This window comes from Nocardia sp. SYP-A9097, from assembly GCF_009649815.1.
Classification (GTDB): domain Bacteria; phylum Actinomycetota; class Actinomycetes; order Mycobacteriales; family Mycobacteriaceae; genus Nocardia.
In genome coordinates, this window is record NZ_WJIC01000033.1 from 19,541 (window position 1) to 44,705 (window position 25,165).

General features: G+C 66.8%; 23 protein-coding genes. 6 read left to right on the top strand and 17 right to left on the bottom strand.

Going from position 1 to position 25,165, the window contains the following annotated elements:
* Nucleotides 1-42 precede the first annotated feature (42 nt).
* Entirely contained in the window at nt 43-1,245 is a 1,203-nt protein-coding gene (locus GFY24_RS35625; protein WP_153809512.1) for an MFS transporter, read from the bottom strand.
* Between the two features lie 92 nt (nt 1,246-1,337).
* On the opposite strand from GFY24_RS35625, the gene GFY24_RS35630 reads away from it, so the two are divergent.
* Both GFY24_RS35630 and GFY24_RS35635 read left to right on the top strand, forming a co-directional pair.
* Nucleotides 1,338-1,664, top strand: coding sequence for a helix-turn-helix transcriptional regulator (locus tag GFY24_RS35630; protein WP_153809513.1), 327 nt, complete (start codon nt 1,338-1,340; stop codon nt 1,662-1,664).
* A 32-nt stretch (nt 1,665-1,696) separates the two neighbouring features.
* Nucleotides 1,697-2,203, top strand: coding sequence for a GNAT family N-acetyltransferase (locus tag GFY24_RS35635; protein WP_153809514.1), 507 nt, complete (start codon nt 1,697-1,699; stop codon nt 2,201-2,203).
* A 27-nt stretch (nt 2,204-2,230) separates the two neighbouring features.
* Here the strand turns inward: GFY24_RS35635 and GFY24_RS35640 are convergent, their stop codons facing one another.
* The 6 genes from GFY24_RS35640 to GFY24_RS35665 all read right to left on the bottom strand — a co-directional run bounded on the left by GFY24_RS35640 (nt 2,231) and on the right by GFY24_RS35665 (nt 10,432).
* Nucleotides 2,231-2,680, bottom strand: a complete 450-nt coding sequence (locus GFY24_RS35640) for a hypothetical protein (RefSeq protein ID WP_153809515.1) — start codon at nt 2,678-2,680, stop codon at nt 2,231-2,233.
* Nucleotides 2,681-3,394: 714 nt separating this feature from the next.
* Nucleotides 3,395-4,834 carry a VWA domain-containing protein gene (locus GFY24_RS35645; protein WP_309231728.1) on the bottom strand — a complete coding sequence of 480 codons (1,440 nt, stop codon included), beginning with the start codon at nt 4,832-4,834 and terminating at the stop codon, nt 3,395-3,397.
* Between the two features lie 108 nt (nt 4,835-4,942).
* A complete protein-coding gene (locus GFY24_RS35650; protein ID WP_153809516.1) occupies nt 4,943-6,310 on the bottom strand; it encodes a pitrilysin family protein in 1,368 nt (455 codons plus the stop codon).
* Nucleotides 6,311-6,412: 102 nt separating this feature from the next.
* On the bottom strand, nt 6,413-8,674 hold the full coding sequence (locus GFY24_RS35655) for a polyribonucleotide nucleotidyltransferase (RefSeq protein WP_153809517.1): 2,262 nt from the start codon (nt 8,672-8,674) through the stop codon (nt 6,413-6,415).
* Between the two features lie 403 nt (nt 8,675-9,077).
* Complete coding sequence (rpsO, locus tag GFY24_RS35660; RefSeq protein ID WP_309231729.1) at nt 9,078-9,347, bottom strand: 30S ribosomal protein S15; 270 nt, start codon at nt 9,345-9,347, stop codon at nt 9,078-9,080.
* 131 nt (nt 9,348-9,478) lie between these two features.
* Entirely contained in the window at nt 9,479-10,432 is a 954-nt protein-coding gene (locus GFY24_RS35665; protein WP_309231730.1) for a bifunctional riboflavin kinase/FAD synthetase, read from the bottom strand.
* A gap of 178 nt (nt 10,433-10,610) precedes the next feature.
* On the opposite strand from GFY24_RS35665, the gene GFY24_RS35670 reads away from it, so the two are divergent.
* A complete protein-coding gene (locus GFY24_RS35670; RefSeq protein WP_375336153.1) occupies nt 10,611-11,387 on the top strand; it encodes a metal-dependent transcriptional regulator in 777 nt (258 codons plus the stop codon).
* Between the two features lie 70 nt (nt 11,388-11,457).
* Here the strand turns inward: GFY24_RS35670 and GFY24_RS35675 are convergent, their stop codons facing one another.
* From GFY24_RS35675 to GFY24_RS35685, 3 genes are all read right to left on the bottom strand, one after another.
* Complete coding sequence (locus GFY24_RS35675; RefSeq protein ID WP_153809519.1) at nt 11,458-12,192, bottom strand: SDR family oxidoreductase; 735 nt, start codon at nt 12,190-12,192, stop codon at nt 11,458-11,460.
* 81 nt (nt 12,193-12,273) lie between these two features.
* On the bottom strand, nt 12,274-13,167 hold the full coding sequence (locus GFY24_RS35680; protein ID WP_153809520.1) for a LysR family transcriptional regulator: 894 nt from the start codon (nt 13,165-13,167) through the stop codon (nt 12,274-12,276).
* 57 nt (nt 13,168-13,224) lie between these two features.
* The gene (locus tag GFY24_RS35685; protein ID WP_153809521.1) at nt 13,225-13,635 is read right to left on the bottom strand and encodes a DUF4345 domain-containing protein; all 411 of its coding nucleotides are present in this window, start codon (nt 13,633-13,635) and stop codon (nt 13,225-13,227) included.
* A gap of 107 nt (nt 13,636-13,742) precedes the next feature.
* Between GFY24_RS35685 and GFY24_RS35690 the strand changes: the two genes are divergently transcribed.
* A complete protein-coding gene (locus GFY24_RS35690; protein WP_309231732.1) occupies nt 13,743-14,333 on the top strand; it encodes a TetR/AcrR family transcriptional regulator in 591 nt (196 codons plus the stop codon).
* Nucleotides 14,334-14,667: 334 nt separating this feature from the next.
* Here the strand turns inward: GFY24_RS35690 and truB are convergent, their stop codons facing one another.
* The 3 genes from truB to GFY24_RS35705 all read right to left on the bottom strand — a co-directional run bounded on the left by truB (nt 14,668) and on the right by GFY24_RS35705 (nt 17,110).
* Nucleotides 14,668-15,603, bottom strand: coding sequence for a tRNA pseudouridine(55) synthase TruB (gene truB, locus GFY24_RS35695; RefSeq protein ID WP_153809522.1), 936 nt, complete (start codon nt 15,601-15,603; stop codon nt 14,668-14,670).
* Nucleotides 15,603-16,235: a 4'-phosphopantetheinyl transferase Npt gene (gene npt, locus GFY24_RS35700; protein ID WP_153809557.1), complete on the bottom strand. Its 633-nt coding sequence runs from the start codon at nt 16,233-16,235 to the stop codon at nt 15,603-15,605. The genes truB and npt overlap by 1 nt, the downstream gene beginning before the upstream one ends.
* 305 nt (nt 16,236-16,540) lie before the next feature.
* A complete protein-coding gene (locus GFY24_RS35705) occupies nt 16,541-17,110 on the bottom strand; it encodes a TetR/AcrR family transcriptional regulator (protein ID WP_153809523.1) in 570 nt (189 codons plus the stop codon).
* Nucleotides 17,111-17,204: 94 nt separating this feature from the next.
* Between GFY24_RS35705 and GFY24_RS35710 the strand changes: the two genes are divergently transcribed.
* A complete protein-coding gene (locus GFY24_RS35710) occupies nt 17,205-17,642 on the top strand; it encodes a hypothetical protein (protein ID WP_153809524.1) in 438 nt (145 codons plus the stop codon).
* Between the two features lie 67 nt (nt 17,643-17,709).
* On the opposite strand, the gene GFY24_RS35715 is transcribed toward GFY24_RS35710, so the two are convergent.
* From GFY24_RS35715 to GFY24_RS35730, 4 genes are all read right to left on the bottom strand, one after another.
* The gene (locus tag GFY24_RS35715) at nt 17,710-18,831 is read right to left on the bottom strand and encodes an XdhC family protein (protein WP_153809525.1); all 1,122 of its coding nucleotides are present in this window, start codon (nt 18,829-18,831) and stop codon (nt 17,710-17,712) included.
* 98 nt (nt 18,832-18,929) lie between these two features.
* Nucleotides 18,930-19,907 carry a metallophosphoesterase gene (locus GFY24_RS35720; RefSeq protein ID WP_153809558.1) on the bottom strand — a complete coding sequence of 326 codons (978 nt, stop codon included), beginning with the start codon at nt 19,905-19,907 and terminating at the stop codon, nt 18,930-18,932.
* A 468-nt stretch (nt 19,908-20,375) separates the two neighbouring features.
* Nucleotides 20,376-22,877, bottom strand: coding sequence for a hypothetical protein (locus tag GFY24_RS35725; RefSeq protein WP_153809526.1), 2,502 nt, complete (start codon nt 22,875-22,877; stop codon nt 20,376-20,378).
* A gap of 10 nt (nt 22,878-22,887) precedes the next feature.
* Entirely contained in the window at nt 22,888-24,570 is a 1,683-nt protein-coding gene (locus GFY24_RS35730) for an Hsp70 family protein (RefSeq protein WP_153809527.1), read from the bottom strand.
* A 49-nt stretch (nt 24,571-24,619) separates the two neighbouring features.
* Here GFY24_RS35730 and grpE point away from each other — a divergent pair, with 49 nt between their 5' ends.
* Entirely contained in the window at nt 24,620-25,138 is a 519-nt protein-coding gene (grpE, locus tag GFY24_RS35735; RefSeq protein WP_153809528.1) for a nucleotide exchange factor GrpE, read from the top strand.
* The last annotated feature ends 27 nt before the right edge of the window (nt 25,139-25,165 follow it).

Genomic DNA, 25,165 nt, shown 5'->3' on the forward strand with positions numbered 1-25,165 from the left:
AGCGATTTCGCTACTGCACGGCGTCGGTCGGCTCCTGCGGGATCAGGCCGACTGCCGTCGCATGCCCAGCCCGGCCGCCGCGAGGCAGGCCAGCGATACCGCGACCACGAACCACGGGAAGACGGTGGTCAGGCCCCAGGTGGTGGCCGCCCAGCCCGCGACCACCGTCGGCAGGGCCATAGCGCTATAGGCGAGCAGGTAGTAGGCCGACATGGTTTCGCCCCGCTTGTGTTGCGGCACAACGTTGGACAGGTGTCGCAGCGAGCCGCCGAAGCCCAGGCCGAAGGTCGCGCCGAGCGCGAAACCGGCCACCAGCACCAGCACCCAATTGTGGGTGGCCAGGGCGGGAATGGTCAGCAGCAGTGCGATCGCCATGCCGATATCGCCGATGATCGCCGCGCGCCGCGCCGGAATCCCGGTGGCGAAGTACTGCACACCCGCACCCGCGAGCGCGGTCGAGGCGACCACCGCGCCACCGAACACCAGGTTGTGGATACCGGTCTTGGCCGAGGCCAGCGACGGGTACAGCGACAGCAGTACGCCCAGCACCGACCAGGCCGCCATCACACCGAGCGCGGAGAACCAGAAATCACTCCGAATCTCCTGCGGCACAGCGGGCTTGGTGATCGTGATACGTCCGGCGGTCCGCGCGGTATGCGGTTCCCGCAGCGCGATCACGCCGGCGCCGATGGCGAGGCAGGCCAGCGTGATCACCACATACGGTGTGCGCAGCGGATGCGGGGCGTACTGCGCGAGCAGCGCCGAACCCAGAATCGCCACTGCCATACCGATATTGAAGGCGACGCCGACCAGCTGCCCGGCGCGCGCACCCTCCTTGGGACGCATATCCAGCAGCGCCGCCGCGCCGGCCACCACGGTCGCACCGACGGCGAGACCGTGCAGCGCCCGGGCCAGCAGCAGCATGGCCACATTGTCGGCGAACAGGAAGACCACCAGGCCCAGGATCATGATGCCGAAAGCGCCCAGCAGCACCGGCTTTCGGCCCACCACATCGGAGATGCGGCCGGACACCAGCACCGCGACCAGTGCCGCCACCGCGTAGACGGCGAAGACGAAGGTGGTTGTCAGCGGCGAGAAATGCCACGCCTGCTGATATATGCCGTACAGCGGAGCCGGTGCTCCCGATACCCCGAGCGCTACGCCGCTGGCCGCGAGCACGAGCGCGTACGCCCATTTCTGGCTGCCCTGCTCGGCTCGAGTCGCAACCGTCACTGTCGCCGTCATCGAACCCTCCATCAGGTAAGTTTGATAATTATCGAACCTGACGCTACTCCTGGTTCGATGATCGTCAAACCACTTATCGAGTGAGGTAGCTCATGACCGACACCGACACGACGCTCCCCGCGGTCCTGCCCGTCGCCCCCCTGGCCACGGTCCTCGGCGCACTCCAGGACCCGGTCCGGCTCGAAATGCTGCGCCGCCTCGGCAATGCGGGCACACCCCTGCGCTGCAGCGCGCTCTACGAGGTGATCAGCAAATCGACCGCCGCCCACCACTTCAAAATCCTGCGCGAGGCCGGACTCACCGAACGCCTCGTCATCGACGGTCTGACCTGCCAGCGACTGCGCAGCGAAGAAATCGATTCGGCCCTGCCCGGACTCTTCGACGCGGTTCTCGGCGCGGCGAACCGGCAAACCGAGTGACCAGGCACCACATGGTGCGCTAACGTCGCCCAATGCGCATTCGTGCGGCCACGACCGACGACCTCCCGACCATGCAGTGCATCGAGGATGCCACCGGGGAGCCCTTCCGGACCATCGGCATGATCGAGATCGCCGACGATGAGGCCCCCTCGCTGGAACTATTGGACGAACATCGGCGCGCCGGGCGAGCCTGGGTCGCCGTCGACGACAGCGACACTCCGATCGCCTACCTCATCAGCGAGGAGGTCGACGGCACCGAACATATAGAACAGGTCTCGGTGCATCCGAACGCCGGACGGCAGGGCATCGGCCGCCGGCTCATCGAAACCGCCGCCGAACACGCACGCGGACAGGGACTCTCGGCACTGACCCTCACCACATTCACCGAAGTACCTTGGAACGCACCGTATTACGCACGCATCGGCTTCCACGTCATCGACGACGAAGAGCTCACCCCCGGGCTGCGCAAAATCCGGGCGCACGAGGCCGAACTCGGGCTGGACCGCTGGCCGCGCACCGCCATGCGGCGCGAACTGTAACTACGCGAACCGACGCGGCCCGGGCCGCTATCCGCAAGCCTCCACCCTGGCCATCTCACGCAGTGCGCCGAGCATGCGCGGGTCATCACCGGTGGCGTCCACGCACGCGTCGATGGTGGCCACCCGCACCCGAATATCGGGGTGCTCGTACAGAATCCGGCGAACCCGGTCCAGGTGCGCACCCCGCGAAACCCAGACCAGCAGTTGAGCCGCACGCGCCTGCAGGACGCGCCATGACTCGACCCGCCCGCAGGATCCGCCGGATTCTCCCTCCCGCACCTCCGGCGGCAGGAGTTGCGCGTCCTCCAACCACACGAAGCGTTCCAAGAACGGCACCGAATCCGGATGCCGCACTTCCCCGATCAGCGACAACACCTTGGCATGACGGTCGATGTCATGCACGGGCAATTCGAACAGGGCCGCATGCAACAACTCCGCCATACGTTCACGCTCTGCCGGGGCATTCGATCGGGACATAACACTCAGACTGCTCGCCGCCGGGCTGGGCGGCATGAGTAGCGGACCACTCGATTTCGACCAACCGGAGGAGGGTTCGGTCACGGGGCCTACGTAGCCGGGACACGCAATCAGCTTCCGCCCCAGCGGGGTTCGGAGGAGGGCCAAGATTTTTCGGAGTGGTTACGTCGCCTGCCGTACCCGGCTTTCGCTCCCCCTTTTGGGAGCGAACTCTCACCTACCAGCCTGGTCGGCAGGCCGTGGTACCGATCTCGAGCAAAAAACACAAACCCCAAAGACCAAAACCCCCCAAACCGCCCACCCTCGAAGCCATCACACCCCGTGTCTAATCAGCACACCCCTTATATAAGGGGTGTGCGGGTACGAGACGGGGTGTGATGAGTCGATAAGGGTGTGCGCGCCGCCCCCCGAGACCCTTCACCTTGCCCAGATTGTCCACTTCGAGTCGGTGGTTCTTCTCGTCCTGGCGTCTTTGGTCTTGGTTCTGTCCGTTTTGTCTTTTCGTCTTTTGTTTTTTGTCGTTGTGGTTCTGAAGGTTCCCACGGCCAGCCGACCGGGCTGGAACGTGAGAGCGCGGCACCCAAAAGGGGGACCGAAAGTCGGGTACGGCAGACGAAGTAACCACTCCGAAAAATCTTGGCCATCCCCCGAACCCCGCTGGAACGTAATGTCCCGCAGGGTATTCGGCTACGAAGGCCCCGTATACCTGACAGGTCAGCGCAGAATGCCGGCCCTCGTCGCCTCGTTGATCCAAGCCGGGAATTCGGTGAGGATGCGGTCGTAGAGTTCGGGGTCGGTGATCTGGTCTATGTCGTCGACCGCGAAGAAACCGACATTGTCGACGCGACGGCCCGACAGGGTGTCGAGGCGCTCGAGGACACCGTAGCCGGAGCGGGTGCCGAGGCCGACGAACTGCCAGAAGATGGGTTCTTCGACCGCGGCGCGCAACTCCTGTTCGATTTCGCGGTTCTTGTAGACGCCGCCGTCGGAGAAGAACAGGACCAGGGTTGGGACGGGCTGGGATTCGGCGCGCACGTAGTTGCGTACCTCGGCTATCACCTTCTGCTCCTCGTTCTGGATGCCGACCGCGCGCATATCGACCTGACCCGGCTGCTGCGCTTCGCGGGCGCGTTTGCGACCACCGAAGAGGGAGAGTTGGCCGCAGCGGACGTGCAGTGAAATCCATTGCGGCATATCGGCAATGGTGAGGTCGGGCAGGCGAGCGGGATTGGTGGCGAAGGTCCATGCCTGCATCGCGCCATTGTCGTCCAGCTGTGCGGCGACCGCGGCCATGCGCTCGACCACTCGGTGCACCAGCTGCTTGGCGTACAGCGGAGTCATCGACCCTGACGCATCCAGCACCAGAATCACTCGCGCGTTCAAATGCGATACACCACGTTTGGCCAGACTGACCGCAACCTGTTCCTTGCGCAGCGACAACCGCTTTCGCATATCGATCGGCAGCTGCTCCTCCCCCTTGGTCAGCCGAATAGCGGGCTGACCGGCAGGTTGCGCGGACTGATGCGGCGCGGGCGGCAGCTGCGAAGCAGATTGCGGCGCAGGCAAATGCGAAGCGGGCTGTGGCGCGGGCGCGTACTGGGCGGGCTGCGAGTAGGGTGCGGACGCCGGTTGCGCGGGTGCGTCATCCACGGTGATGCCGAAATCTGTTGCCAGTCCAGCCAATCCGCTGGACCAACCCTGCCCCACCGCGCGGAACTTCCACGCTCCGGCACGCCGGTACAGCTCCCCGCACAGCATGGCCGTCTCCGGCCCGGCGGCGATATCGAACCGCGCGATCTCGGCGTCGGTGACCGTATCCACCACGCGCAGATGCAATCCCGGCACCTGCCCGAATGTCCCGCCATCGGCGGAGGCGCATACCGCGATTCGCTCGATATCGGCCTGCACCCCGGCCAGATTCACCTCCAGCGCATCGAAATCCCCGCGCTTACCGAGATGCCGCACCGCCCCACTGGGATGCCCGGGCTGGTTGTAGAAGACGAAATCCACATCCGACCGCACCCGCCCCGCCGCGGTGAGCAGCAGCGCGGAGGCGTCGACCGCGGGCACCCCCGGCCCGCCGGTCCAAGCGAGCACGGCGCGAACGGCATTGGCGGCCACGGGCACATTGGCCCCTTTACTGAGATTCGTCACCCGGGTCAGTCTGCCGCAAATCCGCCACCACCACACCGCCTCGCAGCGGCCACACACTTCAGATGACTATCGCCGATGGGCCAACTCGTGCGTGGCGGGCGCGGTGGCTCAGTCGACGAGGCGGCGAACCACGGCGGGGAGGTCGCGGGTGCGACGGTATGGGCCCGCCACCGAGACGGCTACCGGGCGGGACAGGAGTTGGGCGGCTATGCGGGAGACCTCGTCGGTGGTGACTTCGTCTATGCGCGCAAGGGTTTCGGAGACGCTGCGGTGATTGCCGTAGCTGAGTTCGCTGCGACCGATGCGGTTCATCCGGGAGCCGGAGTCCTCCAGGCCGAGCACCAGGCCGCCGCGCAGAGAGCCCTTGGCGCGGGCGCATTCGGCGTCGGTAATACCGTCCGCGGCAACCTCTTCCAGGACGCCGCGCGCCAAACTCGCTACCTGGCCGAGGTTTTCGGGCTGGCAACCGAGGTAGACCGAGAAGGCTCCGGTGTCGGCGAAGGTGTCGACGCTGGAGTAGACCGAGTAGGCGAGGCCGCGTTCTTCCCGAATGCGCTGGAACAGACGGGAACTCAGGCCACCGCCGAGAACGGTATTGAGAATCGACAGCGGCCAGCGCTTCTCGCCCTCGTGCCGGCCGAAGGCGCGGGTGCCGAAGACCAGATGCGCCTGCTCGCTCTCGCGATGCATGCGAATGAGTTCGGGATTGCTGCGCGGACGGAACTTGCCCTCGCGGCGCGGGGCGGGTTCGCGAATCGGGTCGAGGCGATTGGCGAAGGCGCGATGCACCAGCTCGACCGTGTGCTCATGCTCGATATTGCCCGCGACCGCGACGACCATGCGATCGGGGCGGTACCGGCGCTGATGGAATGAGCGCAATTGCGACGCGCCCATGGTCTCGATGCTCTCGACACTGCCGATCACCGGACGGCCGATCGGATGATCACCGAACAGCGCGGTCAGGAAGGCGTCGCCGACCATATCCTCGGGATCGTCATCGCGCATGGAGATCTCTTCGAGTACGACCTGGCGTTCGACGGCCACATCCTCGGTGCGGCACAGACCGTTCAGCACCACATCGGTGACCAGGTCCACCGCCATGGGCAGATCCTCGTCGAGCACATGCGCGTAGTAGCAGGTCTGCTCCTTCGCGGTGAACGCATTCAGTTCTCCGCCAACGGCATCCATGGCCTGCGCGATATCCAGGGCCGAACGGGTGGGCGTGGCCTTGAAGAGCAGATGCTCCAGGAAGTGCGCCGCCCCCGCGACCGACGAGCCCTCATCACGCGAACCGACGCCGACCCATACCCCGATCGAGGCCGAGCGCACGCCGGGCACATGCTCGGTGACGACCCGTAGCCCGCCGGGCAGCACGGTCTTTCGCACGCCGGTATCGGCATATGGTGGCGCTTCGGATGTGGAGAGAACCAACGCAGAACTCTTAGCCGACAGTGGAGTGTCCTTCTTCCGACCCATGCTTCCCAACCCGCAGCGCGATAAAACAAGAAAAACCGATGGCCCCCCGCTCCACTATCCGGAGCAAGGGGGCCACCGCACTTTACGTCAGTCGTCCGACAATCACTCGGCCGCGACGGTCTCGGTGACCGCTGCGTCCGCGTTGTCGGAATCCTCGTCGACCGGGACGAGCGAGATCTTGCCGCGGTTGTCGATATCGGCGATCTCGACGCGGATCTTGTCGCCGACGTTCACCACGTCCTCGACCTTCGCCACGCGCTTGCCATTGCCCAGCTTGGAGATGTGCACCAGGCCGTCGCGGCCCGGCAGCAGCGAGACGAACGCGCCGAAGGCGGTGGTCTTGACGACCGTGCCCAGGAAGCGCTCGCCGACCTTCGGCAGCTGCGGGTTCGCGATGGCGTTGATCTGATCGATCGCCGCCTGCGCCGCAGGGCCATTGGTCGCACCGACGTAGACGGTGCCGTCATCTTCGATCGAGATGTTGGCGCCGGTTTCCTCGGTGATCTGGTTGATGACCTTGCCCTTGGGCCCGATGACCTCACCGATCTTGTCGACCGGGATCTTGATGGCGGTGACGCGCGGGGCGTACGGGCTCATCTCGTCCGGGATGTTGATGGCCTCGGCCATGACATCCAGGATGGTCATACGGGCATCGCGAGCCTGGTTCAGCGCACCGGCCAGCACCTGCGACGGGATGCCGTCGAGCTTGGTGTCCAGCTGCAGCGCCGTCACGAACTCGGGGGTACCGGCGACCTTGAAGTCCATGTCGCCGAAGGCATCCTCGGCACCGAGGATGTCGGTGAGGGCCACGTAGCGGACCTCGTCCTCACCCTTGTCGTTCTTGATGGTGTCGGACACCAGGCCCATGGCGATACCGGCGACGGGAGCCTTCAGCGGCACACCGGCGTTCAGCAGCGACAGGGTCGAGGCGCAGACCGAGCCCATCGAGGTGGAACCGTTGGAGGACAACGCCTCCGACACCTGACGGATGGCGTACGGGAACTCTTCCTGCGACGGCAGCACCGGCATCAGGGCGCGCTCGGCGAGAGCGCCGTGGCCGATCTCGCGACGCTTGGGCGAGCCCACGCGACCGGTCTCACCGGTGGAGTACGGCGGGAAGTTGTAGTGGTGCATGTAGCGCTTGGAGGTCTCCGGGCCGAGCGAGTCGACCTGCTGCGCCATCTTCACCATGTCGAGGGTGGTGACGCCCAGGATCTGGGTCTCGCCACGCTCGAACAGCGCCGAACCGTGGGCGCGCGGAACAACCGCGACCTCGGCCGACAGGGCACGGATGTCCGCCAGACCGCGACCGTCGATACGGAAGCCGTCGGACAGAATGCGCTGGCGCACAAGCTTCTTGGTGACCGAGCGGAACGCCGCGCCGATCTCCTTCTCGCGACCCTCGAAGGTCTCCGACAGGCTGGAGAGCACGGCGAGCTTGATCTCGTCGGTGCGCTCCTCGCGCTCCTGCTTGCCCGCGATGGAGAGCGCCTCGTTCAGCTCCTCCTTGGCGGTGCCGAGCACGGCCTCGAACACATCGGACTGGTACGGCAGGAAGACCGGGAACTCGGCGGTCTCCTTGGCGGACAGCGCGGCGAGGTCGGCCTGCGCCTTGCACAGCCGGGCGATGAACGGCTTGGCGGCCTCGAGGCCCTGTGCCACAACGGTTTCGGTGGGCGCGGTGCCACCGTCGGCGATGAGGGCGAGCACGTTGTCGGTGGCCTCGGCCTCGACCATCATGATCGCGACGTCACCGTCGACCACGCGGCCGGCGACGACCATGTCGAAGACGGCGCCTTCGAGCTGCTCGACGGTCGGGAACGCGACCCACTGGTCACCGATCAGGGCGACGCGCACGCCGCCGACCGGACCCGAGAAGGGCAGGCCCGCAAGCTGAGTCGACGCCGAAGCGGCATTGATGGCCACCACGTCGTACAGATCCTTGGGATCGAGCGACATGACGGTCACGACGACCTGGATCTCATTGCGCAGACCGTCGACGAACGACGGGCGCAGCGGCCGGTCGATCAGACGGCAGGTCAGGATCGCGTCGGTGGAGGGACGACCCTCGCGACGGAAGAACGAGCCGGGGATACGGCCCGCGGCGTACATGCGCTCTTCGACATCCACCGTCAGCGGGAAGAAGTCGAACTGGTCCTTGGGGTGCTTACCGGCGGTGGTCGCCGACAGCAGCATGGTCTCGTCGTCCAGGTAGGCGACGACGGAGCCGGCGGCCTGCTTGGCCAGACGGCCGGTCTCGAAACGGATGGTGCGGGTACCGAAGGCGCCGTTGTCGATCAGCGCGACGGACTCGAATACGCCGGGCTCGACCTCGGCGGCGGAACTGGTCACAGTTTCGGTCATTCTCTTCTCTCAACCTCTCGTCTTCGCCGGATACCAGCGCCGCGGTATGACACCGCTACGCGATCCGACTGTGTTGTCCCCTTGGCAGGGGTGAGCCGTACCCGGCACGGGCGCACGCGGACCCTCCTGGCCCGCACGCGCACACCCGGCCCTCTCCCCTTGGAAACGGCGACGCGGAGGCGGTCATCGATCGAAGCCCTCCGGCAGCGCGAAAAACGTCTCCTCTTGCTGCGCTCCGAAAAGCCACTACCGAAGACCGACGCCACGCGACGGGTGCATACGGCTCATGTTGGCGTGCACACGACAACGTTCACCGGATGCACGAAAGGCCAACGAGGAGATTCTATGCCTCCCCGCCGGCCGGTTCGTCAACTACCTTGGCAGCTGTGTTGTGTCGCGAGAATTAGCGACGCAGGCCCAGACGCTCGATCAGCGAACGGTAACGGTTGATGTCGTTGGCCTGCAGGTACTTCGACAGACGACGACGGCGACCGATCAGCGCAAGCAGACCGTGGCGCGTGTGGTGGTCGTGCTTGTGCACCTTCAGGTGCTCGGTGAGGTCGGCGATACGCTTGGACAGCATCGCGATCTGAGCCTCCGGAGAACCGGTGTCAGTCGGGTGCAGGCCGTACTCGGCCAGAATGGCCTTCTTCTGCTCAGTGGTCAGCGCCACAGAATCACTCCTGATTTATTTCAGTCCGCGCTCGGAAGCCGAGAAATGAACCTCGGATGGGCGCTGCCGCGAACCACAGCAAACCCGACAGACGAGGTTACCGGACCGCTGACCTGGACTGTTAATCGGCCCTAGTCGACGGTCTGCGCGGTGAGCACCTTGCGGGCCTGTTCGACATCGCGGCCGATGGCCTCGACGAGGTCCTCGATCGACTCGAATTTGCGCATACCGCGCAGCTGTTCGACGAAGTCGACGGCCACATGCTTGTCGTAGAGGTCGCCGTCGAATTCGAGAATGTGCGGCTCGACCGTGCGGGAACGCCCGTCCTCGAAGGTCGGATTGGTGCCGACCGAGATGGCGGCCATGCGACGGGTCTGCTCCGGATCGTCCAGCACCGTGAACCAGCCCGCGTACACACCGTCGGCGGGGATCGCGCCGCGCGGCACCGGAGCCACATTCGCGGTCGGGAAGCCGAGCCCGCGGCCACGGCCGTCACCGTGCACGACCACGCCTTCGACCCGATGCGGGCGGCCCAGCGCCTCGGCGGCGGCGGCCACATCACCCGAGGCCAGGCAGGCGCGCACGAAAGTCGAGGAGAAGGTCACCGCGTGCTCGCCGAGCAGTTGCACGCCGTCCACATCGAAGCCGAAGCGGGCGCCCAGCTCGCGCATGGTGTCAACGGTCCCTGCCGCCTGCTTACCGAAGGTGAAATTGTCGCCGACCACCACTTCGGAGATGTGCAGCTTGTTCACGAGCAGCTCTTCGACGTACTCCTCGGGAGTCAGCTTCATGAAATCCTTGGTGAACGGCATGACCAGGAAGACATCGATACCGAGTTCCTCGGCCAACTCCGCGCGGCGATGCAGGGTGGAGAGCTGCGCGGGGTGCGATCCGGGCCGCACCACCTCGAGGGGATGCGGGTCGAAGGTCATGAGTACCGACGGAACACCCCGCACCGCAGCGGATTTCACCGCACGGCTGATGAGCTGGGCGTGACCGCGGTGCACGCCGTCGAACACCCCGATCGTGAGCACACACCGGCCCCACTCTGCGGGCATCTCATCGAGACTTCGCCATCTCTGCACACCGGAAGCCTACGCAAAGCGCGTCACAGACAATATTCGGCCGTACGGATCTTGCACGGACGCAGCATGCTCGTCATCGCGCGTTCACCGGTTCGGCACCGCCCCCGACCACGCCCGTTCGTGTCGCGTTCGTCGTGATCTACCAGCAAGCGCGCCGATGTGTGAAACCGTTGCGGCTGTGCCTAAGCTCGGTTACGTGCCCGGAAAACGAGACATCGCCACCCGCCGCGAGCTGGCCGATCCGTCCGAACCCACCGGTACCTCCACCGCTGTCGCGACCAGTGTCGCGCCGATTCTGTCCTCGGTTGCGCAGGACTATCTGAAGGTGATCTGGACCGCGCAGGAATGGTCGCAGGAGAAGGTGTCGACCAAACTGCTGGCCGAACGGATCGGAGTCTCCGCCTCGACGGTCTCCGAGGCGGTTCGCAAGCTCGCCGATCAGGGATTGGTGGAGCACGCCCGGTACGGGGCCATCACGCTCACCGAGGACGGGCGGCGCGCCGCCATCGCCATGGTGCGCCGGCATCGGTTGATCGAAACCTTCCTCGTCAATGAGCTCGGCTACGGCTGGGACGAGGTGCACGATGAGGCCGAAGTGCTCGAGCACGCCGTCTCCGAGACGCTCATGGAACGGATAGACGCCAAACTCGGCCACCCGGACCGGGATCCGCACGGCGATCCGATTCCGTCCGTGGATGGTGCGGTGCCGACGCCGCCCGCGCGGCAGTTGAGCAATTTCGGTGACGGCGAGATCGGGCGGGTAGCGCGCATCTCGGACTCCGATCCGGCGATGCTGCGCTACTTCGATTCGCTCGGTATCGCGCTCGATACGCCGATCGCGGTGGTGGAGCGGCGGGACTTCGCCGGGACCATCGCGGTGCGCGTCGACGAGCGCACCATCGACCTCGGAAGTATTGCGGCCGAAGCTATTTGGCTCACCCACGAGAACAACTGAACGCGAGGCCACCCTCGCCAGCCCGGCGCGACCACCACCCCGTCATCCCGGCGTGTTTTCGGCCGGGATCTCACACCAACCGGTGGCCACCGTCGACGTGCAGCACGGTGCCGGTGACGAACTGATTGCGCAGTAGCGAAAGTACTGCCTGCGCAATATCTTCCGGCAAGCCGAGGTGGCCGACCGGTAGCCGCTCGGCCATGGCCTGGAGGCGCTCGTCCTTGTCGTCCCAGGTCATCCTGTCCCAAATGCCGGTGCGCACCCAGCCGGGTGAGACCACATTGACGCGAGTCGGGCCTAGTTCCACCGCGAGGGCGCGGGCCAGGCCCTCCAGTGCGGCGTTCACGGCGGCCACCATGGCACCGCCGGGTGAGGGGCGGTAGGCCGCGATGCCGGAGGTGAAGGTGAGCGAACCGCCGGGGGTGATGTCGGCGTGCTTGGCCAGCAGCATGGAGCCGATCAGCTTGGTCTCGACGAAGCCTCGTCCGTTGGGGAAGTCGAAATCCTTTATGGGGCCGTAGGTTCCGGTGGTGTCACCGGCGGTGGTCACCACGTGATCGACCACGCCGACGGTGTCGAAGATCCGCCGGACCTGCTCCTCGTCGGCGACATCCGCGGCGATGGCGTTCAGCTTGCCGTCGCCGAGTTCGCGCACCGCGTCGGCGAGACGCTCGGGTGAGCGGCCCACAATGGTGACCTCCGCTCCGGCCGCCAGTAGTGCGTCGGCGATGGCCAACCCCATTCCGGAGCCGCCGCCCACCACGACCGCCCGGCCGATCTCATGTTCGAATCCCTTGTGTGTCATGCCTTTCAGCAAACCGGCGGCAGCGGTGAACGTCCATGTCGCAGCGGTGAATCCGGGTTAGGGGCGGGCTAACGATGCCGGTTACGGCGCGAATCTGATTCCACTGGAAAGCGCTTCGGCGACCGTGTGCATGGCCGAATTGCGGGCGGCGGGACGCCAGACGGCAACATAGGTGACCAGCACGGGGCGCGGTTGCAGTGGACGCCATACCAATCCGGGGGCCGAGGCCGTGCGCGAGGATCCCAGGCCGATGGCGGCGGGGCGCATCGGCAGTAGCGAGAGCATCTGCGCGTGGCTCATGGCGCTTTCGCTCAGGGCGACAGCCGCACCACGGTCACGTAATTGCGCGAGCATGGAATCGTGCAGTTCGGGTGCGGCATCGCGGGCGAACATAATCAATTCCTGATCGCGCAGCTGGGCCGGTTCGATGGTGTCGCGGGTGGCGAGCGGATGCTCACGGGACATGACTATGCCCAGTTCTTCTTCGGCGATGGCGGTGCTGGTGAGGTGGTCCGGCAGTCGAATCGGCATGCGCAGCACCGCGAGATCGACATCCTCGCGATCGAGCAGGCGCACCTGATCGACGCTCGGACCGCCGGTCAGGACCACGCGCGCACCGGGCTGGCGGGACTTCAACAGCGCCTCGATGCGCGCGGGTAACCAGGTGGGCGCGCCGTTCACCACACCGAGTCGGAAGACCGACCGCTCCGGATTGGCGACCATGCGGGTCTCACGCAGTGCGGTCTCGGCGGCCTCGAGCACGCCGCGCGCGGACTTCAGCAAAACCTCACCGGCAGAGGTCAATTCGACACCCTGTGATCCTCGGATCAAGAGCGGTCCGCCGACCTCGCGTTCGATGGCGCGAATCTGCTGGCTCAGCGTGGGGGTGGAGATGAACAAGCGCTCGGCGGCCCGCCGGAAGTGCAACTCTTCCGCTACCGCCACGAAGTACCGCAACTGCCGCAATTCCACCACTAGAGCACTGTAGGCCGCGCAGGTGTCGGTCAGGGTGGCACCGGATTGCCGATGGGTTCAGTTCGCGCCGAGTGCACTCGCCGTCGCACGCGTGCGCTGGTCCTGTGCCGTGGCCAGCCAGAAGTACACCGGTGGGAGGACGACTTCGATGGCGGTGAGCACCAGTTGGAACCAGTGCGGCCAGCCGTATACCGCGATGGATATGAAGCGGCCGAGCGCACCGAGCGCGAAGATTCCGGCCAGCCAGCGCACGGCCGTCGTATCGACGGGATCGCGGCGCGCCGCCCATAGCCAGACAAGACCGTAGCCGAGGAAGATCGCTCCGAAGAACCGGCTCTGACTGTCCGCGGTGGCGCCCGCCGATCCCATATCCGGGATGCCGTCGATACCCAGCGCCAGATGGAAAACGCCGATCGCGACGCAGGCGTAGCCCATCAGCAGGCTGAGCCATTTGAGTGCTGCGGTCATTCGATCCTCCCGAGTGGGGTTGAGTCGCAAAGATTCTCGCCTAGTTGACACGCGTCTACTAAGCCAGGCTAGAACGCTGGTAGACACACGTCAACTAAGCTTGTGCCGTGACCCGCCGCCGCCTCTCCCCCGACGAACGCCGCCGCCAACTCCTCGACAGCGCGGCCGGACTGTTCGCCTCGCACGACTACCCCACCGTGCACATGGAGGACGTCGCCACCGCGGCCGGAGTCTCCCGAGCCCTGCTCTACCGGCACTTCCCCAGCAAGCCGGACCTCTTCGCCGCCGTGTACCAGCAGGCCGCCGCACAACTACTGGTCGACACCCACCTCGACCCGGACATGCCTTTCGAAGACCAGATCGCCGCCGGCCTGGACGTCCACTTCGACTACTTCGAAGCCAATGCCAAAACCGTCCTGGTGGCCAACCGCCTACTCTTCGCCGACCCCACCATCCAGGCCATCATCACCGGCGAACTCTCCACCCTGCGCGAACGCATCCTCGACACCCTCGGCCTCGAAGGCCAACCGCGCCAACTCTTCTCGACCGTCCTGATGAGCTGGCTCACCTTCGTCCGAGTCCTCGTAGTCGACTGGCTCGAAACCCCCACCTGCCCCCGGCCACTACTCCGAGACATCTGCGTCGGAGCCCTACTCGGAGCACTGCACCCCCTCCAACCCACCGAAGACCGCCAATGATCTCGGAGCACCGCATCCAACCTGCGCGATGCCCTGGTGATCCCGGCGCAGCACCCCTCGCCATCCGGGCCTGGAAGCCCCTCCGCCATCCCGACGCCCGACAACCCTCCGTCATCCCGGCGCGTTTTTGGCCGGGATCCACTGAAATCGGCTGAAGCACATCGAGTGTGGATCCCGGCCAAAAGCATGCCGGGATGACGAAGGCGATGACACTTGGAGGGTTCGGCGGCGCGGTCACCTACCGACCGGCAGGGCGCTCCGCGAGTGCGCACACAGGGCGGCAGGTGCCCGATTTCGCCGCCCTAGGTGCACACTCGGCGAGTTGATTGCGGGGTTAGAGATTCGCGGGGCGGATCACCATCACCGAGGCGGCGCGTTTGCCGCTCTCCTTCAGGAGGGCGATGGCGTGGCCGGTGGAATCCACTGCGGCATAGACACCTTGGATGCCGGCGGGGTCGAGCCAGCGGCCGTTGCGGAGGTCGTCGGCCTGGGTGTCGGTGATGTCGCGGACGGGGAAGGCGGTGCGGACTGCCTCGTCGATTTCCAGGCTCAGCAGGGGGTCGCCGGCTGCCGCGGAGGCGGCGAGGGTTTCGAGGGTGCGGGCGTGTTCGAGGGTGAAGGGGCCTACTCGGGTGCGGCGCAGGGCGGTGAGATGGCCTCCTACGCCGAGCTTTTCGCCGAGGTCACGGGCCAGGGCACGGATGTAGGTGCCGGAGGAGCAATCGACCTCTACGTCGAGATCGACGAATTGCGCTGTGCCGGTGTCGATATCGCGGCGGGCCAGGATGTCGAAGCGGCTGACGGTGACGGGGCGGGCGGACAGTTGTACATCCTCACCCGCTCGGGCGCGGGCGTAGGCGCGCTCACCGTTGATCTTGATAGCGCTCACCGTGGCGGGGACCTGCTGGATATCGCCGGTCAATTCCGCTACGCCGGAGGCGATTTCGGCGTCGGTGACATGGGCGGCGGAAGTGGTGGCGGTGACTTCACCTTCGGCGTCATCGGTAATGGTGGACTGCCCGAGACGGATGGTGGCGGTGTACGCCTTCGTGGTCAAAATCAGCTGGCCGAGCAGTTTGGTGGCTCGCTCGACGCCGAGCACCAGCACGCCGGTCGCCATCGGGTCGAGGGTGCCCGCGTGACCGACCTTCTTGGTACGCAACAGACCTCGGCTCTTGGCGACCACATCGTGACTGGTCCAGCCTTGCTCCTTGTCGACGATCAGCAAGCCGCCGAGGGCATCGACCACGGGTGTTCGCTTCTCGCCCATCAAGCCTCCACGATCGCGGTCAGGATAAGTCCGTCGGAAATCAGCCAGCGGCCGTCGAAAGCCCGCAATGGGGTGCCACCGTCGGTGGTGTGGCCGGGGATCAGCAATTCGGTGTGGAAGGTGCCCGCACCGCTGCCCGCCGACTCCTCGTCGACGGTGAAGGTGATGTGCGCGTCCTCGAAGCCCAGCCAGCGGCCGGTGAGCGGCCGCCACGTCTTGTAGGTGGCCTCTTTCGCACAGAACAGCAGCCGGTCCAGATGCAGTGCGGTGCCCGGGAGAACCGTTGTGAGCCACTGCCTTTCGGGCGCGAGACTCACCGAGTCGAGGACACCCTCGGGTAGTGCGGCATGCGGTTCGGCATCGATGCCGATGGACCGGAACCGCAGCTTGTGCCCGAGTACGGCGGCCTTGTAGCCGTCACAGTGGGTGAGGCTGCCGACAATGCCGCGCGGCCAGATCGGCCCGCCGTCCTCCGCCTTGCCGATCGCGACGGCGGGTTCGCCGAGCTGAGCCAGGGCCTGCCGCGCGCAGTGCCTGGCACCGATGAAATCACGGCGGCGCTTCTCCACCGCCCGCGCGATCAGGTGTTCCTCACTGGGGTGGGCCCGCAGGCCCTCCGGGTACGCCACCATTTCAGCGGCAGCGACTCCCTCGGGAACGATTCTGCCGAGAATGCGCGCCGACTCCGTCGCCGCGACTGCCCGCTCTTCGATGACCGCCTCCTGATCGCACACCACTTGCCCCGGTCGAGCCTACCGGCCAGGGCGCGGTCGGGCCGAACGCCCATCGACCGGGATGGATGTTCGCCGCTACGGGTCGGGAGCGCCGGCGGCGACCCGCACTTCGCGTCCCACCGCGGGTCGCGCACGGCTTGAACTTCTTCTCGACCACCGGATCAGCGACGAACCGTCCGCGCCGCTCTTCTCCGGCGAGCGGTTCAGTCGAATCGGACCGTGGCGATCATGGCGCGGGCCAGGGCTTCGGGGTCGGCCTCGGAATTGAGGGGCGACTGCTCCAGGGCACCCTCGCGCCACAGCACGGCAAATCCATGTACGAGCGACCACGCGGCGAGTTGGGTTGCGCGCTGACCCTTTTCGCTCGAATCGGGCTGGGTGGCGGCCACACCGGATCGCAGGGCCGCACCGGATCGAATGCGCGCCTGGATAAGTCGCGGATCGTCGGCATTGATCAGGTCGCGGCGGTACATCACGTCGAAGTGGCCCGGGTGGCGCAGGGCGAAGCGGATGTAAGCGATTGCGGCGGCGTGGAAGTCGCCGGCTGCCGCGTTCATCTCCTCGGTGAGCAGGTCGAAGCCCTCGATCGCCAGGGCGGTGAGTAGTCCGGCGCGGTCGCCGAAGTGGTGGGCGGGGGCCGCGTGTGAGACCTCGGCGCGGCGGGCCAGGCCGCGCAGGGAGATCGCGTCGACGCCGTCCGCGGCGATCTGTTCGGCGGCGGCGGCCAGGATGGTGGCCCGCAGATCGCCGTGGTGGTAGCTGCTCTTCGCCATGGGTCAATCATGGCGCGCAATCTAGCCATTGACAAGTTTCCCGCCCAGACCTAATCTTTCCACTGTCAAGATTGCGCGAACACAGGAGAAACCGATGGTCCCGATCGTTGTACTCGCCGCCGTAACCGGACTCACCCGCCTCATCGGCTGGCTCGCCGGCCCGGACTGGCTCGATTCCTGGCCGCACACCACCGCCCTGGGACTAGCCGCCATGTTCGCCCTCACCGCCGGGGCGCACTTCGTACAGCCCAAGCGCGGCGAACTCATCGCCATGGTGCCGCCGGCCTTCCCCAATGCCGCGGCCATGGTGACGCTCACCGGCGCACTGGAAGCCGCAGGCGCACTGGGCCTTTTGATCCCGCCGTTCCCCCGGGTGGCGGCCATCTGCCTATTCCTGCTACTGCTCATCATGTTTCCGGCGAATGTGCGCGCCGCCAAGGAACACATCGGCGTGCAGACCATGCCGCTGGCGCTGCGATCCGTCGTGCAGGTGGTCTTCCTCGGCGCGTGTGCCGTGGTCGCCGTGGGCTGAATCCGCTGCGCCGGTGCAATTCTGGATACGAGGCCGCGAGTTGAACAGCGCGGCAGTGCAAGCGCGATCAGCGGTGAATCGGGCCGTCCGTCTCGTCGAGCGGGCGGCCCGAGGCGCGTCCGGCCTCGGCAATCAATTGCGCCGCAATGGAAACCGCGGTCTCATCCGGTGTGGAGGCGTTCAGATCCAGGCCGAGCGGACTACGGAGTCGCCGAAGTTGTTCGGGGGCAACGCCCGCGGCGGTGAGCCGCTCTACGCGATCCGCGTGTGTGCGGCGCGAACCCATCGCCCCGACGAAACCGATCTCCTCGATGCGCAGCGCCTCCGCGAGCATGGGTACATCGAATTTGGTGTCATGGGTGAGTACGCAGACCACCGTGCGATTGTCGATCCGGCCATGCTCGTACTCGCCGCGCAGATATCGGTGCGGCCAATCCACCACCACCTCGTGCGCGGCGGGGAATCGTGTTGCGGTGGCGAAGGTTTCGCGCGCGTCGACCACCGTGACGCGGTAGCCCAGCTGCGCGCCGAGCCGACTCAGGGCCCGCACGAAATCATTCGCGCCCGCCAGAATCATCCGCGCGGGCGGGCCGAAACTCTGCACGAATGACCGCGTGGGGAAGGCACTATCCCCGCACTCATCCGACCCGATGGTTCCGGTGCGGCCCGCCCGTGCCATATGCAACGCATCGCGGCTGATCGATGCATCGTCGCCAATGTCCGCGCCGCCGCTGATCTGCGCGGTGCTACCGGTGTCGATCGCAGCCTCGCCCGTGCGAACGAGTTGCCATGACGGCGAGCCGGTCAGCGTGGTTACCAGCGAGACGGATCGACCCGCCCGAATATCGGCGGCCAGCATCTCCAGCTCCGCGAGCCGATCGGTGTCCACGCGCTCGATGCAGACCTCCATCTCACCGCCACACGTCAAACCGATGGCGAACCCGTCCGGATCGGCAATCCCGTAGCGCTCCAGCACCGCTTCACCTTCGGTGAGCACCATGCCCGCCGCTTCGACCACCGCCGATTCGACACACCCACCAGACAGTGACCCGAGAACCTCCCCCGCCCCGGTCACAACCATGGCCGCACCCACCTCGCGCGGTCCGCCCCCGGTGATCGCGACGACTCGCGCCAGCGCGACCGGGCCCTCCCGGACCCGATCGATCAACTGAGGCAGCACATCACGCATACCTCCATCATCGCCGCTGGTCGGCAATCGTGCACGGGCGCACACGAGATGGCAACATCGCCGCAATGTGTGCGCACGACGCCGTGGACTGAAGCCGCCTATGCCAATCCGCGGCGGCGCTGGGCCTGTTCGCGCATTTGCGCGGCGGCTGCCTGCATCTCCGGGGTGATCTTGAAGTGGCCGCCCCACTCGTTCAATGTGTCGCCGTAGTCCGGGGTCGGCAGGATCTGGCGGAGCAGTTGGTCCGGCAGGCCGCGGCGCTGCCACTCGCGCGGATATCCGAGCGAAACCTCTTCGAAGCGGACACCGTCGTGGAAGGTGGTGCGCGGAATATGCAGGTGCCCGTAGACCGAGCAGACCACGTTGTAGCTGGTGTGCCAGTCGGCGGTGAGATCGGTACCGCACCACAGTGCGAACTCCGGATACCAGAGCATGTCGGTGATCTCGCGCAGCAGCGGGAAGTGATTGATCAGCACCACCGGGGTGTCGGCGGGCAGTGCGTCGAGCCTGCGCTGGGTGTACTGCACGCGGGCATGACACCAGGCGTCCCGGGTCAGGTACGGCTGCGAGGAGAGCAGGAATTCGTCGGTGGCGACCACATTGCGTTCGCGTGCCAGCGCCAGCCCCGCCGCCTTGGTGGTGGTCCCGGCGGGCAGCCACGAGTAGTCGTACAGCAGGAACATCGGCACCAGCGTGACCGCGCCGCCGTGCTCCTCCGCGCCCGCACCGGTCCACACCGGGAACGGATCCTCGGGCGTGACCACATCCAGGTCACGGCAGATCGACACCAGATAGTCGTACCGGCCCGCCCCATGCATCTGCACGGGATCCTTTGCGGTCGTCCATAATTCGTGATTCCCGGGTACCCAGATCACCTTGGCGAACTGCCGCTTCAGCGTTTCCAGGGCCCACCGGAAGTCATCGGTCTTCTCCCCCACATCCCCGGCGAGAATCAGCCAATCCTCCGGCGAATCCGCCCGGATAGCCTCCACCACGGGCTTATTGCCCTGATGACCGACGTGAATGTCGCTCACCGCCACAAGTTTCGGAATCACCCAGCTCCGCCTTCCAGTCATGACCAGCCCTCGCACCAACCGCGCCGACCCCCACCAGATTCCCACGCCCGCCCCCAACAGCCGCCGCACACCCCCGGCAGACACCATCGGATACAGCAGCAGCGCCGGCGCCGGCAGCCCGTCCGAGCCGCTGACACCCCGGGTATCGGCCTGCACGAACCAGGCCGGGCGCGACATGGCCGCTGCCGACCTTGATGTGAAGCACCCTCCGTCATCCCGGCGGGCTTTTGGCCGGGATCCACTGAACCGGCTGACACACAACAAGTGTGGATCCCGGCCAAGAGCATGCCGGGATGACGGGAGGCGGACTCGCGCAGCCGGGCTCGGTCGGGTGCGTGATCTGTCGCGTGCGTGATCGGTCGCGTATCTGACCGGGATCCGTCGCGCACACCCGGGATCCGTCGCGGACGTGGGCGGTGGCATCCGGGATTCGGGTGGGCGGTGGCATCCGGGATTCGGGTGAGCGGCTCAGCGGTCCAGGTGAATGCGGGCGGTCGGGGCGAAACCTGCTGCGACGGTGAGGGTTCCGGCGGGTTCCCGGCGGCAGGAAGCTATGGCGAGGTGGCAGGGGCGGGGGAGGTCGATGGGGAGTTTCGCGCCGCCGTCGATTTCGTAGCGGGAGTTGGTGACCTTCCATTTGCGGTCGGCCTCGGGGTCGTCCGGGGTGCGGGGTGGGGCGTCGGCGCGGGCGACCATCATGACCTCGGTGATGCCTACCGGCCAGGTGAAAGTGAGGAGACCGGCGCGTTCGGCCAGGGCGGTGACCGTGGGCATACCGCTGGGGGTGGAGTCGCCGGATGAGGTGGCGGCACCGGAGTTCGTGGCGCCGGACCCGTGCGTGCCGGGTGCGGCAGCCCCGGATGCGGTTGTGCCGGACGCGGTGGTGCCGGACGGGGTCGAGTCCGGGCGGCCCTGGCCGTCCGAGCGGGTTATGTCGGAGGCCCTGCCTGCGACCGAGGCTGTCACTCCGTAAACGGGGACCGCGCCGGTGCCGGCCGCGCCGTCCTCGAGGGCGGTACCGCGGGTGCGGCCCACCACTCGCCAGGAACCGTCGGGTTGTAAACGGGTGACACGGTATTCGACCTGTTCGGTCGGCGAGGGTGACCAGGCGATCACCACGGTGCCGTCGGGCTTGCGGGTGGCGGCGACTTGGCCGGGGGCTTCCACCGGGAGGTCTGCGAGTGCGGCGACGGTACCCGCGTGGTCGGCGCACACCTCGAAAACCGCTCGCAGGGCACGCATTCGGTCCGCGGCGGGAGCGGGTGGGGCCGCGGCGAACATGCGGTCGGCCTCGGCCAGCGCCGAACGGGCCTGTGTCAGTAGCTGTTCCAGGGGCAGGCCACGACCATCCGGGTTCGGTACGTCGGAGGCGGAGCGCTCGAGATACTCGAGATGCCCGATCGCCTCCATATACCGCTTACCCGCACACCCGGCCGTCGCACCGCGCCAGTGCACCGCGGCTTCGGCGAGAACTCGTTCCACCAGTTCGGCAATCGGCCGCACCGAGGTCGTCCCGGCGGCATCACCACCGACAATCCGCTGCGCCTGCGCCACATACTCTTTCGCCGCATACGGATGCCCCGCCCGCAGTGCGGCCCGAGCCGCCTTGAGCGGCTCCTCCCACGCCCGCACGGGCGGCGGTGGTGGCAGCGGCGGCACCCGCCGATACCCCGAGCTCGAGCCGCTACCAGAACCTGCCCCGGAATACCCTGCGCCAGAATCCGATCCACCATGTCCGGCACCTGCGGCCGAACCGGCATGCCCACTATCGAAGCTGGACGATCCACCCACACCAGCCGCCGAACCCACCGACCCAGTCCCGGCCGAACCCGCGTGCCCAGCACCGGACGAGCCCGAACTCCCAGCACCGGACGAGCCCGAATTCCCCGCGCCGGTGCCGCGAGTACCCGCCCTCGAGGTGCGGTCCGGGCGGGCAAACGAGATCGGCGGGGTGGCTGAACCCTGGTGGGCGGTAGCGGAATTCGACGGCATGTCCTTGCCCTCGACGGTGGTGCCGAGTTCCGCCGCCAGGGACAGGATTACCCGGTCGGCGGCGGCGCGGTCGAGGCCCGCGGCGATGGCTTCGCCCACCAGGAATTCGTAATCGCCTGCCACCAGGCTGTCTTCAACCAGGACCGCCGCGCGGACCTGCGGGCGGAGCAGGTCTGTGGCGTCATCGATAATGGCCTGGAGGTAGTCGTCCACCGCTCCGGATTCGAGCAGGTCGCTGACGTGGACCAGGAGTTCGTCCAATACGACTCGGACACGCCCGGGCGGTAGTTCGCGGGTGCGGGCGCGCAAAGCTTCTGCGCGCAAACGGATTTCGCCGGTTTGGCGAGCCTTCGTGAAATCCAGGCCGAGCAGGGCCAGCAGGGTGGGGACGGGATCACCGGGAAGCAGGCGGTCGTATTCGGCGAGGAGCTTGCGAATCTGTTGCCGCCGTTGCGCACTCACGCCGGCGGGCGGCGGGGGTGTGGGCGCGGTGGCCTCTTCGAGAATGCGGTAGCGGCGCAGCCGGGCCCGCACCTCGGCCGCGTCCAGGCCGCTCATCTTGCCGATATCTTCCAGTCCGGGCAGCTTGCCCGCCGGAATTCCCCCGTGCCGCTGCACAAGTCGCTCGATGGCGGTGTCGATCATCTCGTACCGCTCGGAGTCCCGCCGCTCCCGCAACCGCTGCACGCGCTCGGCCTCCACCCGCCGCGACGACGCGTCCAGCAGCAGCCCGGAGAGCTCCTCATGCGCGTCCACCAGTAGCCCCGCCAGCACCCGATACTTCGGATGGTCACGCTGCTTCTGCCAGAACCCCCATACCTCGTGCACGCGGGCCGCCACCTCGGCATCGCCGAGTTCGCCCGCCTCGTCCAGCGGAATGTCGTACAGCTCGAACGCATCCGACGCCTCGATGCCGCCGCGGCGTTCCACGGCGGCGAGCACTCGCTTGCGATAATCGTTCGGGTCGAATGCGTGCATAGCTCTGGCTCTACACGGCGCGGCGGCGCGTGCGCTGCAGCTGATCCAGTTCGCGTGCCACATCGGCCTGCGACAGCGTCGCCCCGGTCTGCACCGAAAGGGCAAGGGGCATACCCGCATCCACGTGATAGGCGGTCACATGCAGGACCCCGTCGAAGCCCATCTCGAAGGTGACCCGCACTTCACTGCCCGCCGGATAGCCGGGCGGAATATCCTTGATCCGCCCCTCCACCAGGATTTTCGTATCCTCGGGACGGGTCGAGGCGGCCTGCCCCTGCTGTTCGACAATGGTCAGCTCGATCTGATCCTGATCAGCGCGCACGGTGCCGTAGGACCGCCGCACCTTGATCGGCAGCGTCTGATTGCGATGCACCAGCCAGCTCGCCGCCAACCCGCTGTAGGTGTCCAGTGCGAGCACGCCGAAGCCACGCGACACCACGGTGTCGACCTGGATCTCCAGCATGCGCCGCACCAGACTCACCGGCTGCCCGAAGGAGTCGGCCACCCGGCCGAGGGACTGCTCCAGTTCGCGCGGATCGGCATCGCGCAGTTCCGCGCCATCGCGTAGTCGCCCGCGAGTCACCAAGTCGGCGAAGACAAGTCGCTCCATCTCCAGCTTCTCGCCGTACAGCGCGGCACCACGCGCGACCGAGAGATCCGGATCGCGCAGCTCACCGGCCAGGCCCAGTTCCCGCTGCAACTCCCGCGTCACCATGGGCATGCGGGAGGAGCCGCCGACCAGCAGCACCCGATCCACCTGCCGCACACCGCGCTGCCCGGCCTCCTCCAGACACGCCTTGGTGAGATCGATCGTGCGGCGCATGAGCGAGGCCGTCATGGCCTCCATCTCGGAGCGGGTCAGCATGATCACCGCGCGCGCACCATCATGCGCGACAAGCACTTCCGTCTGCTCGGCGGCGCTGAGTTCGCGTTTGGCGCGCTCGGCGGCCAGCACCAGCATCTGCGATCCGGCCGAATCATCCAGCGGGTCTTCGGCATCCGGGTTGGCGGCGCAGAACTGCTGAGACAGGTGCAGGGCGATGCGCTCATCCCAGTCGGCCCCGCCGAGCTGATGATCACCTTCGACCGCGAGCACCGCGATACGACGGTCGGACAATTCGATGACCGTGGCGTCGAAGGTACCGCCACCGAGGTCGTAGACGAGCACGGTTTCGCGCCCGCCGTTCTTACCGATATCGATACTGCCGTCCAGGCGACCGAAACCGTAGGACAGGGCCGCGGCGATCGGCTCGGAAAGCACTCCGGCGACATCGAATCCGGCATAGGTACCGGCCTGAATGGTGGCCCGCCGCTCCTCGTCACCGAAGTACGCGGGCACGGTGATGACCACCCGCTGCACGGTGCCGCCGCCACCGAATTCGGCATCGGCGGCCAGGCTCTTCAGGATCAGTGACGACACCGCCGGAGCGGACCAGGTCTGCCCATGCCCCATGAATCGCCACTCGGCATCGCCCATCCGCCGTTTGACCAGCGAGCACACATGCTCGGGATCCAACCGCGCCTGCCGCCGCGCACCCTCACCCACCACATGGTCGGTGGCGGAGGCGAACAGCACCACGGACGGCACCGTCGGCTCCCCATTCATACCGATCAAGATTTCCGGGCGTCCGTCCGCGTCGATACGCGCGATAGCGGAATTCGTTGTGCCCAGGTCGATGCCGAAGACCCCCATGGCGGCGATCGTAGCAGTCGTGACCGACCATCGGGATTAAGGTTCGGGCATGACCGAACCCGCCGCAGCGACCGGGAACCCTGACACCGCAACCGAACCCGTCGCGGACGACCGCACCGCGAATCTCAGCGCCCGCATCGACGATCTGACCCGGGTGATCGCCCGGCAGGCGGCGACCCTGGAGCGCCTGGCCGATGACGCCAAGGCACGGGAGCGGCGCGAGCGCGCGGGAGCGGACGCACCGCTGGTGGTGGAGCTGTTCGCGGTCTTCGGCGATGCGCTCGCGCTGGCCGGCACCGCAGAGTCCGAGTCCGAGCGAACGGCGTTCGAAACCTTCGCGAATCGGGTGGAGCGCCTGCTGGTCGGCCGCGGCGGGCAGGTGGAACGCCCGACCCCGGACAGCGCGTTCGACGCCCTCACCATGGAGGCCGCCGATACCTCGGCCACCACCGATCCGGCCGCCGATCGGACCATAGATACCGTGCTGCAACCCGGCCTCACCATCGCCGACCGTTCGGTGCGGCCCGCGAAAGTGGTTGTCCGGCGGTATCACGACCCGAAAAGCTGATCCCGGCCCTTTATCGAAAAGCCCCCT

Excerpts from the sequence above, each read along its gene's own strand:
- GFY24_RS35630 (WP_153809513.1), top strand. The coding sequence starts at position 1,338 with ATGACCGACACCGACACGACGCTCCCCGCGGTCCTGCCCGTCGCCCCC.
- GFY24_RS35705 (WP_153809523.1), bottom strand. The coding sequence starts at position 17,110 with ATGGCGAAGAGCAGCTACCACCACGGCGATCTGCGGGCCACCATCCTG.
- GFY24_RS35640 (WP_153809515.1), bottom strand. The coding sequence starts at position 2,680 with ATGTCCCGATCGAATGCCCCGGCAGAGCGTGAACGTATGGCGGAGTTG.
- GFY24_RS35685 (WP_153809521.1), bottom strand. The coding sequence starts at position 13,635 with ATGACCGCAGCACTCAAATGGCTCAGCCTGCTGATGGGCTACGCCTGC.
- GFY24_RS35710 (WP_153809524.1), top strand. The coding sequence starts at position 17,205 with ATGGTCCCGATCGTTGTACTCGCCGCCGTAACCGGACTCACCCGCCTC.
- GFY24_RS35730 (WP_153809527.1), bottom strand. The coding sequence starts at position 24,570 with ATGGGGGTCTTCGGCATCGACCTGGGCACAACGAATTCCGCTATCGCG.
- npt (WP_153809557.1), bottom strand. The coding sequence starts at position 16,235 with ATGGTGGCGTACCCGGAGGGCCTGCGGGCCCACCCCAGTGAGGAACAC.
- GFY24_RS35715 (WP_153809525.1), bottom strand. The coding sequence starts at position 18,831 with ATGCGTGATGTGCTGCCTCAGTTGATCGATCGGGTCCGGGAGGGCCCG.
- GFY24_RS35675 (WP_153809519.1), bottom strand. The coding sequence starts at position 12,192 with ATGACACACAAGGGATTCGAACATGAGATCGGCCGGGCGGTCGTGGTG.
- truB (WP_153809522.1), bottom strand. The coding sequence starts at position 15,603 with ATGGGCGAGAAGCGAACACCCGTGGTCGATGCCCTCGGCGGCTTGCTG.
- GFY24_RS35625 (WP_153809512.1), bottom strand. The coding sequence starts at position 1,245 with ATGACGGCGACAGTGACGGTTGCGACTCGAGCCGAGCAGGGCAGCCAG.
- GFY24_RS35725 (WP_153809526.1), bottom strand. The coding sequence starts at position 22,877 with ATGCACGCATTCGACCCGAACGATTATCGCAAGCGAGTGCTCGCCGCC.
- GFY24_RS35635 (WP_153809514.1), top strand. The coding sequence starts at position 1,697 with ATGCGCATTCGTGCGGCCACGACCGACGACCTCCCGACCATGCAGTGC.
- GFY24_RS35650 (WP_153809516.1), bottom strand. The coding sequence starts at position 6,310 with ATGGGTCGGAAGAAGGACACTCCACTGTCGGCTAAGAGTTCTGCGTTG.
- GFY24_RS35655 (WP_153809517.1), bottom strand. The coding sequence starts at position 8,674 with ATGACCGAAACTGTGACCAGTTCCGCCGCCGAGGTCGAGCCCGGCGTA.
- GFY24_RS35720 (WP_153809558.1), bottom strand. The coding sequence starts at position 19,907 with ATGACTGGAAGGCGGAGCTGGGTGATTCCGAAACTTGTGGCGGTGAGC.
- grpE (WP_153809528.1), top strand. The coding sequence starts at position 24,620 with ATGACCGAACCCGCCGCAGCGACCGGGAACCCTGACACCGCAACCGAA.